The organism is Streptomyces sp. NPDC107517, assembly GCF_055582645.1.
Window position 1 is genome coordinate 110,207 of sequence record NZ_JBVJPM010000004.1, and the last position, 16,283, is coordinate 126,489.

General features: G+C 70.9%; 16 protein-coding genes, 1 tRNA gene and 1 pseudogene. 9 read left to right on the plus strand and 9 right to left on the minus strand.

What is annotated here, in order from left to right; translation table 11 throughout:
• Window positions 1-69: 69 nt before the first annotated feature.
• Together rlmB and ACZ67T_RS11390 are read left to right on the plus strand one after the other, a co-directional pair.
• Window positions 70-1,014, plus strand: coding sequence for a 23S rRNA (guanosine(2251)-2'-O)-methyltransferase RlmB (rlmB, locus tag ACZ67T_RS11385; protein WP_227295563.1), 945 nt, complete (start codon window positions 70-72; stop codon window positions 1,012-1,014).
• Window positions 1,015-1,105: 91 nt separating this feature from the next.
• Window positions 1,106-2,761: a DoxX family membrane protein gene (locus ACZ67T_RS11390; protein ID WP_469983766.1), complete on the plus strand. Its 1,656-nt coding sequence runs from the start codon at window positions 1,106-1,108 to the stop codon at window positions 2,759-2,761.
• Window positions 2,762-2,844: 83 nt separating this feature from the next.
• Here ACZ67T_RS11390 and ACZ67T_RS11395 read toward each other — a convergent pair whose 3' ends face one another.
• The 3 genes from ACZ67T_RS11395 to ACZ67T_RS11405 all read right to left on the minus strand — a co-directional run bounded on the left by ACZ67T_RS11395 (window position 2,845) and on the right by ACZ67T_RS11405 (window position 5,454).
• On the minus strand, window positions 2,845-3,591 hold the full coding sequence (locus ACZ67T_RS11395; protein WP_469983254.1) for a nucleotidyltransferase family protein: 747 nt from the start codon (window positions 3,589-3,591) through the stop codon (window positions 2,845-2,847).
• Between the two features lie 44 nt (window positions 3,592-3,635).
• Window positions 3,636-4,091 carry a hypothetical protein gene (locus ACZ67T_RS11400; RefSeq protein ID WP_469983256.1) on the minus strand — a complete coding sequence of 152 codons (456 nt, stop codon included), beginning with the start codon at window positions 4,089-4,091 and terminating at the stop codon, window positions 3,636-3,638.
• A 223-nt stretch (window positions 4,092-4,314) separates the two neighbouring features.
• Window positions 4,315-5,454 (minus strand): ABC transporter ATP-binding protein, encoded by a 1,140-nt coding sequence (locus tag ACZ67T_RS11405; protein WP_454401804.1) that lies wholly within the window; start codon window positions 5,452-5,454, stop codon window positions 4,315-4,317.
• Between the two features lie 219 nt (window positions 5,455-5,673).
• Here ACZ67T_RS11405 and ACZ67T_RS11410 point away from each other — a divergent pair.
• Window positions 5,674-5,751 (plus strand) — tRNA-Thr (locus tag ACZ67T_RS11410).
• 45 nt (window positions 5,752-5,796) lie between these two features.
• Here the strand turns inward: ACZ67T_RS11410 and ACZ67T_RS11415 are convergent.
• Window positions 5,797-6,426, minus strand: a pseudogene (locus ACZ67T_RS11415) (tyrosine-type recombinase/integrase); the annotation flags it as partial.
• Between the two features lie 120 nt (window positions 6,427-6,546).
• On the opposite strand from ACZ67T_RS11415, the gene ACZ67T_RS11420 reads away from it, so the two are divergent.
• The 3 genes from ACZ67T_RS11420 (at window position 6,547) to ACZ67T_RS11430 (ending at window position 8,645) form a co-directional block, all read left to right on the plus strand.
• Window positions 6,547-7,080: a GNAT family N-acetyltransferase gene (locus tag ACZ67T_RS11420; protein WP_469983258.1), complete on the plus strand. Its 534-nt coding sequence runs from the start codon at window positions 6,547-6,549 to the stop codon at window positions 7,078-7,080.
• Between the two features lie 435 nt (window positions 7,081-7,515).
• A complete protein-coding gene (locus ACZ67T_RS11425) occupies window positions 7,516-8,154 on the plus strand; it encodes a hypothetical protein (RefSeq protein WP_469983259.1) in 639 nt (212 codons plus the stop codon).
• Window positions 8,151-8,645, plus strand: coding sequence for a hypothetical protein (locus ACZ67T_RS11430; protein WP_469983261.1), 495 nt, complete (start codon window positions 8,151-8,153; stop codon window positions 8,643-8,645). The genes ACZ67T_RS11425 and ACZ67T_RS11430 overlap by 4 nt, the downstream gene beginning before the upstream one ends.
• Window positions 8,646-8,912: 267 nt before the next feature.
• Here the strand turns inward: ACZ67T_RS11430 and ACZ67T_RS11435 are convergent, their stop codons facing one another.
• Both ACZ67T_RS11435 and ACZ67T_RS11440 read right to left on the minus strand, forming a co-directional pair.
• Window positions 8,913-10,334 carry an NAD(P)/FAD-dependent oxidoreductase gene (locus ACZ67T_RS11435; protein ID WP_469983262.1) on the minus strand — a complete coding sequence of 474 codons (1,422 nt, stop codon included), beginning with the start codon at window positions 10,332-10,334 and terminating at the stop codon, window positions 8,913-8,915.
• A gap of 11 nt (window positions 10,335-10,345) precedes the next feature.
• A complete protein-coding gene (locus ACZ67T_RS11440; RefSeq protein WP_469983264.1) occupies window positions 10,346-11,074 on the minus strand; it encodes a rhomboid-like protein in 729 nt (242 codons plus the stop codon).
• A gap of 26 nt (window positions 11,075-11,100) precedes the next feature.
• On the opposite strand from ACZ67T_RS11440, the gene ACZ67T_RS11445 reads away from it, so the two are divergent.
• Together ACZ67T_RS11445 and ACZ67T_RS11450 are read left to right on the plus strand one after the other, a co-directional pair.
• Complete coding sequence (locus ACZ67T_RS11445) at window positions 11,101-11,982, plus strand: aminoglycoside phosphotransferase family protein (RefSeq protein ID WP_469983265.1); 882 nt, start codon at window positions 11,101-11,103, stop codon at window positions 11,980-11,982.
• 50 nt (window positions 11,983-12,032) lie between these two features.
• Window positions 12,033-12,506: a GNAT family N-acetyltransferase gene (locus tag ACZ67T_RS11450; protein ID WP_469983267.1), complete on the plus strand. Its 474-nt coding sequence runs from the start codon at window positions 12,033-12,035 to the stop codon at window positions 12,504-12,506.
• Between the two features lie 42 nt (window positions 12,507-12,548).
• Here the strand turns inward: ACZ67T_RS11450 and ACZ67T_RS11455 are convergent, their stop codons facing one another.
• Window positions 12,549-13,553 (minus strand): zinc-binding dehydrogenase, encoded by a 1,005-nt coding sequence (locus ACZ67T_RS11455; RefSeq protein ID WP_469983268.1) that lies wholly within the window; start codon window positions 13,551-13,553, stop codon window positions 12,549-12,551.
• 87 nt (window positions 13,554-13,640) lie between these two features.
• The gene (locus ACZ67T_RS11460; RefSeq protein ID WP_469983269.1) at window positions 13,641-14,816 is read right to left on the minus strand and encodes an FAD-dependent oxidoreductase; all 1,176 of its coding nucleotides are present in this window, start codon (window positions 14,814-14,816) and stop codon (window positions 13,641-13,643) included.
• A gap of 118 nt (window positions 14,817-14,934) precedes the next feature.
• Here ACZ67T_RS11460 and ACZ67T_RS11465 point away from each other — a divergent pair, with 118 nt between their 5' ends.
• Complete coding sequence (locus ACZ67T_RS11465; protein WP_469983271.1) at window positions 14,935-15,636, plus strand: pentapeptide repeat-containing protein; 702 nt, start codon at window positions 14,935-14,937, stop codon at window positions 15,634-15,636.
• A 24-nt stretch (window positions 15,637-15,660) separates the two neighbouring features.
• Here the strand turns inward: ACZ67T_RS11465 and ACZ67T_RS11470 are convergent, their stop codons facing one another.
• Window positions 15,661-16,170, minus strand: a complete 510-nt coding sequence (locus ACZ67T_RS11470) for a hypothetical protein (protein ID WP_469983272.1) — start codon at window positions 16,168-16,170, stop codon at window positions 15,661-15,663.
• Window positions 16,171-16,283: the final 113 nt, after the last annotated feature.

The window sequence follows — 16,283 nt, forward strand, 5'->3', positions numbered from 1 at the left end:
TGCGCCCGGGCCTCCGGGCGGCACACTTCATATACGTACGCACATACGCATCACACAGACAGGTAGATCATGGCCGCGAACAACCGCCGCATGTCCGGCAAGAAGGGCGCGCAGGTCGGCAGTGGCGGCCAGCGACGCCGGGGGCTCGAAGGCAAGGGTCCGACGCCGCCCGCCGAGATGCGCAAGAAGCACAAGAAGAACCGCATCGCGAACGCCAAGGCCAAGCAGGCCGCCCGCCGCCCCGCGACGCTGAAGAGCCGCGGCGGCAAGGGCACGTCCGAGATGGTCGTCGGGCGCAACTCCGTCGTCGAGGCGCTGCGCGAGGGCGTGCCCGCCTCGATGCTCTACGTCCAGCAGTACATCGACAACGACGAGCGGGTGCGCGAGGCGCTCCAGCTCGCCGGTGAGCGCGGCGGCATCCACCTGATGGAGGCCCCCCGCCCCGAGCTGGACCGCATGACGAACGGCCTCAACCACCAGGGCCTCGTCCTCCAGGTGCCGCCGTACGAGTACGCGCACCCGGAGGACCTCGCCGCCGCCGCGTACGACCAGGGCCAGGACCCGCTGATCGTCGCTCTGGACGGCGTGACCGACCCGCGCAACCTGGGCGCCGTCGTGCGTTCCGTCTCCGCGTTCGGCGGCCACGGCGTCGTCGTGCCCGAGCGGCGCGCGGCCGGCATGACCGCCGGTGCCTGGAAGACGTCCGCGGGTGCCGCGGCCCGTACGCCCGTCGCCCGCGCCACGAACCTGACGCGCGCTCTCGAGGGCTACAAGAAGGCCGGCATCGCCATCGTCGGTCTCGCGGCCGACGGCGAGCACACCGTCGGTGACCTCGAGGCCCTCGGCGGGCCCGTCGTCATCGTGGTCGGCAGCGAGGGCAAGGGCCTGTCCCGCCTCGTCGGCGAGACCTGCGACTACCGCGTGCGGATCCCGATGCCGGGCGGCACCGAATCCCTCAACGCCGGTGTCGCGGCAGGCGTCGTCCTGTACGAGGCGGCCCGCCGCCGTTCCTGACCGGGTGTCCGGGCCGCGATCTTGACGCGGTCCGGACATTTGCACGTGGTCAAGGCAGTGTCCTAAACACACATCACTCGGTTAGATGAGTGTGGACACCAGAACACCCCGCACACCCACGGGGGACCGCTCGCCCGGATTCGGCCCCGGATTCGATTCCGGATTCGACGACGGTCCCGCGCTGAGCATGGTGAAGGTGCCGTGCGATCCCGCGCAGGTCGTCGTCAATCACGCGAGTTTCCGCGTGCAGCTCCCCCGGGCGCAGCAGACGCAGTCCCCTCGCATCGCCCGGCAGCCGGGCTCGCTGGACCAGACCGCTCGCATCCCCGTCGTCGGCGCAGCCGCCGCGCGCCGCCGCGCCCCCGTCGTCTGGAGCGGCCGGTCCGCGCCCGGCGACCCCGGGGCCACCGGTCTTCTCCAGGCGGCCCGCAGAGCGGGCGAAGGCACGCTGCCCCGGCACGGCTTCGAGGGCGGGGACGGCGGCGCCACCCAGGTCATCCCGCGCATCGACCTCGACAGCGACCTCAGGGACGACGCCACGGGCGAACTGCCCACGGTCACCGCACAGGGCACCCGCCTCCTCCCGCAGATGCGCCAGTCCGGCAGCGCCTTCGAAGAGCCGTCGTACGTGGAACCCCCGTACGACGACGGCGAGTTCAGCGACGACGAGTTCGACGACGGGGCCGGGAGCAACGCCTCCCGGCGGCACGGTGCCGACCCGGTGCGGCACGCGTACTACCCCGGCCGCCGGATGAACCTCGGCGTCGTCCTGCTCCCGCTGCGCGTCTTCCTCGGCTTCATCTCCATGTACGCCGGCATGGGCAAGCTCTGCGACCCCGTCTACTTCGACGGCGGCGACCGCGGCTCCATGGTCAAGTGGCTCAACTCGCTGCACCCGTGGGCCCTCGCCGAACCCCTGCGCGACTTCGCACTCCAGCATCCCGTCGGCGCCGGGCTGTGCATCGCCTTCCTCCAGGTCGTCGTCGGCGTACTCACCGTGCTCGGCCTCTGGCAGCGCGTCGCGGCCGTCTTCGGCGTACTGCTCTCGGCCGCACTCATCGTCACCGTCAGCTGGAAGACGGTGCCCGCCTACGACGCCCCCGACATCATCTACCTGGCCGCCTGGTCCCCGCTGATCATCGCGGGAGCGCCCGTCTACTCCATCGACGGACGCCTCGCGGGCGGCGCCTGGCGCCGGCTCGGCCCGCGCGCCGAACTGTGGGAGCTGCGGCGGTACGTGCTGCGCCGCGGCACGGTCGTGACGACCGTCGTCGTCGGCCTGACCCTGCTCATCGGCTCGCTGCTCGGCGGCGCCGTGCGCGACGCGGGCCGCGTCACCGCCCCGGGTCCCGGAGAGGCCCCGCGCAACGAACTGCCCGGCTCCCCGCTCCCGTCGGAGCCCGGCCGCAAGCAGCACCGCTCGCAGAGCCCGTCGGCGTCCAACACGCCCACGCAGGGCGCCACTTCGGCGGAGCCGTCCCGTGCCGCGAGCGCACCGGGATCCGCCCCGGCCACGGGTACCGCCGGCGGCGCCGGCCAGCCCAGCCAGACGCAGGGCACCGGCCAGGCGCCCCCGCAGTCGGCCCCGCCGGCCCAGCAGCCGCCCCCGGCGTCCAGCAGCGGGCCCGCCTCCAGCGGCGGCACGGGCACGGGCGGCGGCACCGGTACGGGCGGCGGCACCGGCGGGTCGGGCGGTGGCAGCGGGGACGATGAGGGGGGTCTCCTCGGCGGAGTACTCGGCGGCTGACCACACCCCGTAGAAACCGAAGGGGCCCGCACACGTCTGGTGTGCGGGCCCCTTCCCGTATCGGGAGATCGGGGACGGCGGGCTCAACGTCCCGGCGCGGCCAGCTCCTTGGCGGCCTCGGTGAGGTCCTTCGCCGTGTCGATGGCCCTCCAGTACGCGCCCTGCGGGATGGGGAAGCCGGCCAGGCGCTTCGCTCGGGCCAGGCGCGGGAACGTGGTGCGCTCGTGGTCACCGCGGTCCGGGAGCAGGCCCGTGAAGCCGGGGGAGAAGACGTAGACGCCCGCGTTGATCAGATACGGGGACGGCGGGGCCTCGACGAAGTCCGTGATGTGACCGAACGCGTCGGTCTCCACGGCGCCCCACGGGATGCGGGGGCGGGCCAGGGCGAGGGTGGCGGTGGCGTCGCGCTCGGCGTGGAAGTCCGCCATCTCACGCAGCGAGAACCGGGTCCAGATGTCGCCGTTCGTCGCGTACCAGGGCCGGTCGGGGTGCGGCAGATGCGCGGCGGCGTACTTGAGGCCGCCACCACGGCCGAGGGGTTCCTTCTCGACCACCGTGGTGACACGCAGCGGGAGTTCGGCGCCGTCGAGCCACTCCTGGAGCACCTCGGCGAGATGCCCGCAGGAGACGACCGCGTCCGTCACGCCCTCTTCGGCGAGCCAGGCAAGCTGATGGCCGATGATCGGGGTCCCGGTGCCGGGGATCTCGACCATCGGCTTGGGCCGGTCGTCGGTGTAGGGCCGCAGGCGCGAGCCCTGGCCGCCGGCCAGGACGACGGCCTGTGTGGGGTGGTGCTGGCTGTGCGGGTCGGGGGCCTGGGCGCTCGTCATGCCCGCACTGTACGTCGGCCCCTTCCCGGCCGGCTGTGAGGGCGTCAGCCGCGCGCTGCCGTGGCGACGCCCGTCGCGAACGCGGTGTCGCAGACGGGGCGGGCGAAGGACTGGGCGCGGGAGGGACCGTAGGCCTGCACGGCGGCGCGGCCCAGGGCGCGGGCGATGGAGACGCAGTGCTTGGCGAGGGACGGCCGCTCGTGCATCTCCTGCTGGAGGTGGGTGAGGGCGATACCGGGGTCCTTGTCCTGGAGTTCCAGCAGCAGCTTGTCGCGCAGGACGTCCTGGGGTGCGCGGGACTTGGCGCGCGCGGAGACGTTCTGCGAGGAAGCGGTGAGGATCGAGTCCGGTGAACTGCCGGACCAGTTCACTCGGGTGACCGCGAGTGTGCCGGAGAGCACCAGCATCACCGGCAGGACGAGAGCGAGGGTGCGGCCGACGCGGCGGGCGGGGCCCTGGCCTCGGCGCGGCTTCTGGGTGTAGTTGGCGGAGTGCGTCACGCGAGTGAGCGTAGCGGTCGGTGATGATTTGGCGACATTTAGTCACTCGGTCGAGGGATGGGTAATCCCGTTTTGATTCACGCGTGTTGACGTGCGGGGGTCGAAGTGGCGGGCGTGCCGGGGTATTTGTCGACAACGTGGGCTGCGTTTCGGGTGGGGGAGCGGCCGGGAACGCGAGGAGCCCCGCACCGAAGTGCGGGGCTCCACAGTGCGACAGGGGGTGTCAGTCGGTGAGGCGCTCACCGGTCGACGAGGAGAAGACGTGGGTCTCGCCCGGGCGGGGCACGACGTGGAGCTGGGTGCCCTTCTCGGGGACCTGGCGGCCGTTGACCCGGACGACGAGGTCCTTGGCCTCGCCACCGACCTGCGCGGTGCCGTAGACGTAGCCGTCGGCGCCGAGTTCCTCGACGACGTTCACCGAGACGGCGAGGCCGGCCGGGGCGTCCGCGGTGTCCTTGGAGAGGGACTTCGCGGCCTCGCCGCCGCCCGCCTCGACGATGTCGAAGTGCTCCGGGCGGACGCCGACCGTGACGGTGCGGTCGCCGGCGTCGGAGGCGGCCTTCAGCGCGTCGCGGTTCACCGGCACGACCGAGTTGCCGAACTTCACGCCGCCGTCGGTGATCGGGACCTCGACCAGGTTCATGGCGGGGGAGCCGATGAAGCCGGCGACGAAGAGGTTGGCCGGGCGGTCGTACATGTTGCGCGGGGTGTCCACCTGCTGGAGCAGACCGTCCTTGAGGACCGCGACGCGGTCGCCCATGGTCATGGCCTCGACCTGGTCGTGGGTGACGTAGACGGTGGTGATGCCGAGACGGCGCTGCAGCGAGGCGATCTGCGTACGCGTGGACACACGCAGCTTGGCGTCGAGGTTCGACAGCGGCTCGTCCATGAGGAAGACCTGCGGCTCACGCACGATGGCGCGGCCCATCGCGACTCGCTGGCGCTGACCGCCGGAGAGGGCCTTCGGCTTGCGGTCCAGGTACTCGGTGAGGTCGAGGATCTTCGCGGCCTCTTCGACCTTCTGCCGGATCTCCGCCTTGTTCACGCCGGCGATCTTGAGCGCGAAGCCCATGTTGTCGGCGACGGACATGTGCGGGTAGAGCGCGTAGTTCTGGAACACCATGGCGATGTCCCGGTCCTTGGGCGGCAGGTGGGTCACGTCGCGGTCGCCGATGCGGATCGCTCCGCCGTTCACGTCCTCGAGACCCGCGAGCATGCGCAGGGAGGTCGACTTGCCGCAGCCGGACGGGCCGACGAGGACGAGGAACTCGCCGTCCTCGATCTCGATCTCCAGGCCGTCGACGGCCGGCTTGGTGGAGCCCGGGTAGATCCGGGTCGCCTTGTCGAACGAAACAGTTGCCATGGCTGTTAAGCCCCCTTCACCGGCAGGAACGTGCCGGACGATCCGAGTAAAGGTGGTGATCCACCGCAGCTGTTGCCGCAGTGGTGTAGTCCACACGGGTGAACTGTTTCTGGACGGTACCTGTCGGGTGTCGGGTCTGTCAGTAGCCGGAGCGATGTGACCTTCGACGAAATATTCGACGGGGTGCCGCCCGTCGTTGGTTACACTGCTCGGGCTGCTGCCTCCTTAGCTCAGTCCGGCCAGAGCAACGCACTTGTAATGCGTAGGTCGTCGGTTCGAATCCGACAGGGGGCTCCATCGGAAACCCCAGCTCAGACATCGTCTGAGCTGGGTTTTCTGCTTTTACTGGATGCGGCGGCGACGTCGTGCACGGGCCGCGCGGCGGTCCCCAGTCTCAGTTCCAGTCTCAGTCGCGGGCCTAGACGCCTGTTCCGGGGCGGGCAGGAAGGCGTCTCCCATGCGGCGCATGGCGTCCTTCGAGAGGTGTGACCTGCCTTTCACGTAGCGCCGTGTCTGGCTGATCTGGGTGTGCCGGAGGATTTCCATGATGGTCGGCATGTCCACGCCCAGCTCGTTCAGGATCGTTCCGGCGGTATGGCGGCTCCCGTCGTAGAGGCGGCGGTCACCGATGCCCGCCTCGGCCAGGAGCTCCTTGAACTCTCCCCAGTCGTCGCGCGGATCGATGGGGCGTCCGTCGGGGTGGGTGAACACGGCCTGGTGCTCCTGCCAGAGTTCGCCGGCCGCCTCCCGTAGTTCGTCCTGCTGCGCCTTGTGGGCGAGCAGGTAGGGGATGAACGCCGGCGGGATAGGCACCGTGTTCGTGCTCTTCTTGGTCTTGGGGCGAGTGAACGCCAGACCTCCGCCCTTGCGCTCGGGGCAGATGCTCGCGTGCTTGACGCATGTCTTGGTACACGGCTTCGGGCAGCCCCGCTTGTATCCCTTGTGCTTGGCGCAGTCCGACGGGCAGGGGTCGACGGCGGACGGGATGGGGGCTGGGGCAGGTGGTGGGTTGAGATTGAGCAACTCGGTCACTAGCCAGCCTTAGCGAGAAAATCCGTGGAACTCCTCCCTCGCTGGAAGCAGCATGTGGGCATGCTGAGGGTGGAACAGGTGACCGGCGACGGTTGGACCGTACTCAAGTCGCTCCGTCTGCGTGCCTTGGAAGTCGACGCCGACGCATTCGGCGCCACCTTGACGGATGAGAGGACGCACTCTGAGGCATTCTGGCGAGAGCGGGTCGCGTCCAACGCCTGGTTCCTCGCCTGGGTCGCCAAGCGCCCGGTGGGCATCGCCGCAGTGGTGGCGCCTCCCTCTCAGCCTTCCGGAGAGCGCCAGCTCGACGCGATGTGGGTATCCCCGTCGTGGCGCGGACAAGGGGTAGGGGAAGCGCTGATCGGTGCTGCCCTCGATCACGCGGCTCTGCACGGTGTCACGTCAGTGTCATTGACGGTGCTGGATAGCAATGGGCCTGCGCGAAGCCTCTACCAGCGCATGGGCTTTCATCCCACAGGAGAGCACTCGCCTCGTCTGCGCGATCCCAGTCAGATACACGAACGGTTCCGCCTCACCTTGCTCTCTGAAGATGACGGCCATGACCGGACTGGCGCTCCAGGCACGAGAGAGTAGCCGCGCTTGTCAGGACCACGTCCCCGTGCCACAACCGTGCCAGAACGAGCGGGGAGCCACGGGGAACGGCAGGCATCGACAGGGCGTGGACCCCACGTCCGCCAAAGTGCTCCTTCCGCAGGTCAGCCGTCAGGTCGCCCAACCTCGATGCATTTCCTGAAGACAGCTCGTGCCGCTCTCCGCCCTGACGAACCGCGATGACCGGATCTGGCCGGTAACGGTATAGCTCGTTGTTGCGCGCTAAAGCACACGCAGACGAAGCCCAGGTGCGCTTCGCGTGACTCCGTGAATCAGCCGGAGTTCTTCCAGAGGTGCAGCGTTCTGAACCCTCAAGTTCTCCTCAGGAGATAGGGCATTCTTCTGTCGCGTACATGCTCTGCGCGTACTGTCCGAGTGCTCGATCGCCACGGGGACGGTCCACCGGAAAGGTGTCACATGGGCATCGGTTCACGGCGCGCATTGACCAGCGCTGCCACTGCCGCACTGCTTCTCTGCTTCGGGACTGTGGGCCCGGCTGTCGCAGACGAAGTGCCGACTGACGATACAGCTGGTTCTGTCGACCAGACGACGGACATCAACGACAGGCAGGGCTGGGAGGACGAGACCGACCAGCCGATCAACGAGAGGGAACCGCGTAGATGCGAGGGCCCGCAGACGTGGTACGAATTCTCGTCGAAGAGGGCGTACCACGTGCCTTCTTGGTGGAACGGCACCAAGTACAAGGATGGGCCGGGCGGCACCATGTCGGTGTCCGTGACCAAGAGCGGCACCATTTCTCTCGAAGTAGCGGGTAGTGGCGAGTATTCGGCTGGAGCGATCCTCACGAAAGCCAAGGCCACCATCTCGGTCAAGGTCACTGGCACCGTGTCTGTCACAACGGGGCACACCTATACCCACGAGGTCAAGAGGGGCAAGTACGGGCACCTGCAGTACGGTTCCTGGGGCTACAAGGTGAACTGGAAGAGATACCGCTCCGTCGGCAACGGCTGCGGCGCGCCCCATGAGATCGGCCACGGTTCGGCGACGCTGCCCACCAAGGAAACCGGCTGGAAGTACTGGGAAACCAACTCATGACCTGTTCGAGCCTGCGGACGGCCCGGCTCGCCGGATGCGCTGTTGTGGTGTCAGCGTTCCTACTCACCTCATGCACGACGTCCGACAGCGGTGGGGACAACGCCGGGAATTCTTCACGGTCTCCTGCACCGAGCTCGACTCGAACGGCAACTGAGCCGTCGGAGAAGAAGCTCACCGAGCAGGTCCAGGCGGCGCTTGCCGCCGTCCGCAAGGGGACGCTGGTCGAGGCCGGAGCGGAACGCGTGAACGACGGTATCCACACCGAACCCGGACTGAGCGAGGGGAAGACTTACCGGCTCAGCCTGGCATGCGCCGGCACCGGCAGCGCGCAGTTGGTCTTCGTGCCTACGAATGCCGGTACGAAGGCGACGGTCCCCTGCGACGGGTCAGTGGTTCAGCAGCGGATCACTGCGGACAAGCTGGTCCACATCGACGTCGACGGCTCCAAAGGGGCGACCGGAGTGGTCGCCTGGCAGATCGACGCACCGTGAGCAGGGTGCGGCTGTACGGCTGGGGCAGTCTCAGTTCTAGTCTCGATTGCCGCCTAATCCGACGTGGTCTGCACCCGTCCACGAACGTCCGACACGGCACCTGACCTGCGAGGCGAGCCCTCTCTTGGACAACCCCGGACCGCCGTGGAACAAGCCCGGACAGCTTGTAATGCGTAGGTCGTCGGTTCGAATCCGACAGGGGGCTCCTTTGGGACGAAGGCCCAGGTCACGGGTGTGACCTGGGCCTTCGTCGTGTGTGCGGTGGGGTCAGCCGCGGCCGGCCACCTTGTCCGCGGCGCGGGCCAGGCGGGAGGAGCCTGTCGTGTGGGTGGTGAGTTCGCGGTGGTCGGCCGCGTTGTAGGTGGCGTACATGCCGTGCACGCCCAGCCAGCGGAAGGGTTCCGGCTCCCACTTGCGGACCTTGTGGTTGACCCAGGGGAGGGCCGTGAGGTCGGTGGGGCCGGACTGGCCGGAGTCCTGCTGGACCAGGTCGCGCAGGGTGCGGGCGGCGAGGTTGGTGGTGGCGACGCCCGAGCCGACGTAGCCGCCCGCCCAGCCGAGGCCCGTCGCGCGGTCGAGGGTGACCGTGGCGCACCAGTCGCGGGGGACCCCGAGGACGCCGGACCAGGCGTGGGTCACGGCGACGCCCGCGAGCTGGGGGAAGAAGCGGGTCAGGAGCGCGGTGAGGGACTCGATGGTGGCGGGCTGGGTGCGGCCGTCGTTGTCGGTCCTGGAGCCGTAGCGGTACGGCACGCCCCGGCCGCCGAGGGCGATGCGGCCGTCGGCGGTGCGCTGGGCGTACATGTAGGCGTGCGCCATGTCGCCGAGGGTCTCGCGGCCCTCCCAGCCGATGGACTCCCATTGGGCCTCGGTCAGCGGCTCCGTGGCGATCATGGAGGAGTTCATGGGGAGCCAGGTGCGGCGCTGGCCCTTGAGGGACGCGGTGAAGCCCTCGGTGCAGCGCAGGACGTAGGGCGCGCGGACGGTGCCGTACGGGGTGACGGCGTGCTTCGGCCTGATCTCCGTGACGGGCGTCGACTCGTGGATCGTGACGCCGAGGTCCTCGACGGCCGCGGCCAGGCCCTTGAGGAGCTTGACGGGGTGCAGGCGGGCGCCGTGCGGGGTCCAGGTCGAGCCGACGGCCCCGAAGACGCGGACGCGCTCGGCGGTCTCGCGGGCGCCGTGCAGGGTGCGGTCCTTCTCGCCGTAGGCGAGCTCCGCCGCGTGGAACGCCTTGAGGCGGGCCAACTGGGCCGGCGTGTAGGCGATTTCGAGTACGCCGCCCTGGTGGATGTCGGCGTCGATGTCCTCTTCGGCGGCCGCGCGGATCACCTCGGAGACCGTGTCGTTCATGGCCTCCTGGAGACGGACGGCCGCGTCGTGGCCGTGCAGCTTCGCGTAGCGGTCGCGGCCTGCGATGCCGTTGTAGAGCCAGCCGCCGTTGCGCCCGGACGCGCCGTAGCCGCAGAACTTCTGCTCCAGGACGGTGATGCGGAGGAAGGGCGCGGCCTTCTTCAGGTAGTAGGCGGTCCACAGGCCCGTGTAGCCGCCGCCGACGATGACGACGTCGGCGGACGCGTCACCCGGCAGGGGTTCGCGGGCGGTGGGGATGCCGTCGTCCGCGTACCAGAACGATATGCCGCCATTGACGGTGGCCTGGGTGCCGTGAGTGCCGTTCTTGCTGCTCATGGCCCCGGACGTTAGCGCTCCGCAGGGGGGTTCGGGCAGGGGGGACGGCCGTCTTCCTGGGTTTGGGGGCGGCCGTTCTGCCGCGCTGTCCGGTCCGGCCGCAGGAGCGTCAGGGGGTTCAGGGGCTCGCCCCGGTCGCGTACCAGGGGGTGGCAGGCCAGGCCGATGAGGACCGAGACGAAGTGCCCCAGGTCGGTGAAGGTGCGGCCGGTGAGCAGCGGGCCGCCGTAGACGATCAGGACCACGGCCAGATAGACGTAGCGAGAGGGCGCGGCGAGCCGGTACGTGAGGACGCCGACGACGCCCGCGAGCGCGTAACTCACCCCTACATCAAGGGTGTCGACCGATGAGGCGGGCGCGTGGCCCTCGCGGATGGCCCAGAGCAGCGCGCCCTCGCTGATCAGCGTCGCGAGGACGTGCGCCGCCCCCGCGACGGCCAGCCAGCGCCAGGTGCCGAGCCAGCGCTCGGCCTGCGCGTGGAACACCGTGTAGAGGACGGCGTACGGCCACCAGCTGCTGTTGTCGATCCAGAACAGGGAGGCGACGAACACGCGGACCGGGTTCGTCGACAGCTCGTGCAGGTTCGTGGAGCGCTGGCGCAGGAACTCGTGCTCGAAGTGCGGGTCCATGTGGTGCATGGCGACCGTGGTGAAGAACAGGGCGGCCAGCCAGAGGTAGGTGCCGGGGGCGTGCCGCACGTAGGACCACGCGGCTTGGGGGAAACGACGCATGGACTGCATTCAGGCACGCACGTAGGGTCGTTCGGGTGATCGACATTCCGGACGGCCTGGTCGAGTCCCAGTACACCCACGCGGGTGAACCCGGTCGCGCGTTCATCGCCGGGCTCCCCGCGCGCGTGGACGAGTTCGTCGAACGCTGGGATCTGCGCGTCGACGGACCCGCGATGCACGGCATGGCCGCCCTGGTCCTGCCCGTGGTGCGGGGTGACGGGACGCCCGCCGCGGTCAAGTTCCAGATCCTCGACGAGGAGACCGAGGGCGAGCCGGTCGCGCTGCGCGTCTGGGACGGCGACGGCGCCGTCCGGCTGCTCGACCACGACGACGCCACCGGCACGATGCTCCTCGAACGGCTCGACTCCGGTCGGATGCTGGACTCGGTGGAGGACTCCCGCAAGGCCGTCCTCGTCATCGCCGAACTGCTCGCCCGGCTCACGTCCGGGCCCGCGCCGGAAGGGATGCGGCGGCTGGCCGACATCGCGGCGGACATGCTCGCCCGGGTGCCTTCGGCGCTCGCGGCCGTGGCGGACCCGGCCGACCGCGCGCTGCTCGCCGACTGCGCGGCGGCCGTGCGCGAGGTCGCCGGCGAGGCGGGCGACCGGCTGCTGCACTGGGATCTGCACTTCGAGAATGTGCTCGCCGGTACGCGCGAGCCGTGGCTCGCCATCGACCCGAAGCCGCTCGCGGGCGATCCGGGCTTCGATCTGAAGCCCGCCATCGACAACCGCTTCGACGCGGACGAGGTGGTGTGGCGGTTCGACGCGATGAGCGGGGTGCTCGGGCTCGACCGGGAGCGGGCGCGCGCCTGGACGCTCGGGCGGGTGCTTCAGGACTGCCTGTGGGAGACAGAGGGCGGGCGGCCCCTGGCGCCGGATCACATGGAGACGGCTCGGAGGCTGCTCGGGCGGTGAGCGGGGCCGCCGGTCCGGGCCGTCCCGCGCTGACTGGTTAGCCTGCCGTCATGATTCGTACCGCCACGTCCGCCGATGTCCCCGTCATCCACGCCCTGGTCCGTGAACTCGCCGACTACGAGGAGGCGCTGCACGAGGCGCGGGCGACCGAGGAGCAGCTGCACGAGGCGCTGTTCGGGGAGCGGCCCGCCGCGTTCGCCCACATCGCCGAGGACGACACGACGGGCGAGCCCGTCGGCTTCTGCCTCTGGTTCCTGAACTTCTCCACGTGGCGCGGCGTGCACGGGATCTACCTGGAGGACCTGTACGTACGGCCCGAGGCGCGCGGCGGCGGCCACGGCAAGGCGCTGCTGACCGAGCTCGCGCGGATCTGCGTCGAGCGCGGGTACGCGCGCCTGGAGTGGTCGGTCCTCAACTGGAACGAGCCGTCGATCGCCTTCTACAAGGCGCTCGGCGCGGCGCCGCAGGACGAGTGGACGGTGTACCGGCTGACGGACGGGGCGCTGGCGAGGCTCGGGTCGTAGCGCGCCCGGCCGGCCCGGCGCGCCCTTGGACCCGGGCTGCGGTCACGGGATCAGGACCACCTTGCCGATCGTGCCGCGGTTCTCCAGGGCGCGGTGGGCCGCGGCCGCCTCGGCGAGCGGGAAGCGGGTCACCGCGGGACGCAGACGGCCGGCCTCGGCCTCCTTCAGGGCGGCCAGTTCCAGCGTGCGGACGGGGTTGTCGCCGCCCGCACGCCGCATCATCGGCGGGCCGAGCACCTGTTCCTGGGTGATGCCGCGCCGGGTGAGTTCGTCCGCGGAGAAGGTGAGGGGCTCGCCGTCGTGCAGGCCCTTGCCGGACCAGCCGAAGACGACGTGGACGCCGCCGGGGCCGAGCAGGTCGACGGCGGCCAGACCCGCGTCGCCGCCCACTCCGTCGAAGACGACGGTCGAGGTGCGGCCGCCGAGGAACCGGCGGACCTGTTCGGGCCAGCCGGGGGCGGTGTAGTCGACGGCCAGATCGGCGCCGTTCGCGCGGACGCGGGCCACCTTCTCGGGGCCGCCCGCGAGGCCGACGACGGTGGCGCCCGCGTGCTTCGCGTACTGGACGAGCAGGGTGCCGATGCCGCCGGCCGCGGCCGGGATCACGGCCACCGACGCGGGGCCGAGCGGCGCGAACTGCAGGATCCCCATCGTCGTACGGCCCGTGCCGATCAGGGCGACGGCCTCGGCGAAGTCCAGGCTCGGCGGGAGTTCGTGCAGGCGGGCCGCGTCGATGACGGCGAGTTCGGCGTAGCCTCCCGGGGCGAATCCGAGGTGGCCCACGACGTGCTTGCCGAGCCAGGACGCGTCGGTGCCCTCGCCGAGCGACTCGACGGTGCCGGCGACCTCGCGGCCGGGGACGGTGGGCAGCGCGGGCGGCTCGGGCGCGGGGCCCTTCATGCCCTCGCGCAGGGCGGTGTCCAGGAGGTGCACGCCGGCCGCGGCCACGGTGATCCGGACCTGGCCGGGGCCGGGCAGGGGGTCGTCGGTCCTTTCGTAGGTGAGGTTCTCGGCGGGGCCGAAGGCGTGCAGTCGTACGGCGTGCATGGTGGGCTCCCTCGGGCGTACGGCCTCCTGCTGGGCCGGCTGTCACCACCTTTCAACCTGAAGCTCACTTGAGGTCAAGTGCCGGGGTCAGGCCGCGCGGAGACCCGGGCGGGACGCGGTCAGCGCGAGCGTGGTCGCCTCGATGGCACTGTTGAACGACACCTCGGAGAGCACGCCGGGCGCCGCGACCTGGTCACCCGCCAGATAGACGCCGTCCCCGCGGTCGATCGCGGGCCGGTCCCGCCAGGTCGTGCCGGGCAGGTCGACCGCCCCCGTACGCCCGTTCGCGAGCGCGTCCCTGCGCCACATCACACGGTCGCGCCAGCCGGGGAATCCCAGGTCGAGCAGGCGTTCGGCGCGTGCCGTGCCGTCGGCCTTCGACTCGTGCGGCGCTACGGGGACGTGGCCCTGGACGAGCTGCTGCCCGTGCGGCGCCAGGCTCCGGTCCTGGGCCGTGAACCGCTCGAGCCAGGCCGGGAAGTCGAGCCCGGACACGGCGAAGGCGTCGCCGCGGCGGGCGCGCACGGCCAGGTCGATCAGCGTCGTACGGCCGCTGTCCCACGTCAGCGACGAGTCCCCGAGGAGGCGGCGCGCCGAGTCGAGGGACGTCGCCACGATCACCGGGCCACCGTCCGTGGGGAGGGTGTCGACGCGGGACAGCGTCTCCACGCGCACGCCCAGATTCCAGGCGCGGGCCGCCATCCGGTCGATCACGGAGGCCCAGCCGCCGCGCGGATAATGCGCCTCGGGCGGCAGCTTCGCGGCGCGGCGCAGGCGCTCCTGGACGAAGGCGGCGGACAGGGAGCCCGGGTTGTGGTGGAAGAGCGCGACGGACGTGTAGTGGGCGGCCGCGCGGGCCCCCTCCTCGCCGACGTGACGCGTCGCCCACGTCATGAAGTCCAGCTCCACGGGCGCGTGTTCGGACCGGTGGCGAAGCAGGCGCAGGAGGGTCAGGGGCGGGGTGCGGCGCAGGGCTCCGCGGTGGTGGAAGCGCAGGCGGGAGCCCTCGACGGGCGGGATCGGGGCGAGCGGGCCGAGCAGGTCGCGCTGCTTGAGCCAGGTCCAGTGCGGGCCGCCGTTGTAGAGGGCGTGCGGTCCATCGTTCGTGCGGTACGGGCCTTCGGCGGTGCGGGCGCGGCCGCCGAGGGTGTGGTGCGACTCGTGGACGGTGACGCGCGCTCCGGCCTCGGCTGCGGTGACGGCCGCGGTGAGGCCGGCGAATCCGCCGCCGATGACGGTGAGGTCGGGCTTGGTCGTTGCCATACCGCTCTTCCCTTCGGGCTGCCTTTGTCCGTACGACGGCTGCGAGCGGCGGAATGTGACACGGGCGGGGGGAGAGACGGCGTCACCGATTGTCAGTGGGGGCGGGCAGCATGGGGGCATGGCGGAGAAACGAGTGGCGAGGCCGGCGAAGTCGGCGTCGGCGAAACCGGCGGCGGTGAAGAAGGCGCGGCGGCCCGAGGTGCGGCTGCCCCCGCTGGCGCCCTGGACCGGCGGCGAGCTCGAGCCGGACGGGGACTACGACGGGGTGGAGTTCACGGCGGCCGACTTCACGGGGCAGGACGGCGGGGGCGCCCGCTTCATGGACTGCGCGCTCGAAGGGTGCGGGCTCGACGAGACGCGGCTGACCCGCGCCCGGATCCTCGATTCCACGCTGACGGGGATACGGGGCGTGGGCACGGACCTCGCGGAGGCGACGCTGCGGGACGTCGAGGTGGTGGACGCGCGCCTCGGCGGGGTCCAGCTGCACGGGAGCGTGCTGGAGCGGGTCGTGGTGCGCGGCGGGAAGATCGAGTACCTGAATCTGCGCAAGGCGCGCCTGAAGGATGTCGTCTTCGACGGGTGTGTCCTGGTGGAGCCGGACTTCGGGGGCGCGCGCCTGGAGCGGGTGGAGTTCCAGGGCTGCGTCGTACGGGGTGCGGACTTCACCGGGGCCGTGATGGCGGACGTGGATCTGCGGGGCGTGGCCGAGCTGGGGATCGCGCGCGGGGTGGACCGGCTGGCGGGCGCGGTCATCAGCCCGGCCCAGCTCTTCGACCTGGCACCGGCGTTCGCGGCGCAGATCGGGGTGCGGGTGGAGTAGCCGGGGGCCTGTGCGCTGTTGGGGCTAGCGCTCGTCCGGGATGCGGGGGAAGCGGGCCTGCAGGTCCCAGATCGCCGGGTTGTCCGCCAGGTCCTCGTGCATGTCGGTGAGGTCGGCGATCAGATCGTGCAGGAAGTCGCGGGCCTCGCGGCGCAGCGCGGTGTGGGAGAACGTCAGGGGCGGCTCGTCGGCGTCCATCCAGTCGGCCTCGATGTCGACCCACCCGAAGCGGCGCTCGAAGAGCATCCGGTCCGTCGACTCGGTGAAGTCGAGCTCGGCGTACTGCGGCCGCGAAGCGCGGCTGCCGCGCGGGTCGCGGTCCAGCTGCTCGACGATGTCGCACAGCGCCCACGCGAAGTCCAGCACCGGCACCCATCCCCAGGCTGTGGACAGCTCCCGGTCGGCCTTGGTGTCGGCGAGGTAGACGTCGCCGGCGAACAGGTCGTGCCGCAGCGCGTGGACGTCCGCGCGACGGAAGTCCGTCTGCGGAGGGTCGGGGAAGCGACGGGAGAGGGCGTAGCCGATGTCGAGCACGTAAGTGATGGTGTCACGGGCGGGAGGGCATGCCGGTCACGGGCGGCGGGGGGGATGCCCGGCGCTCGCCCGGCACGGTCACCGCTGCCGTCACGTCCGTGCGTCCGTCACGG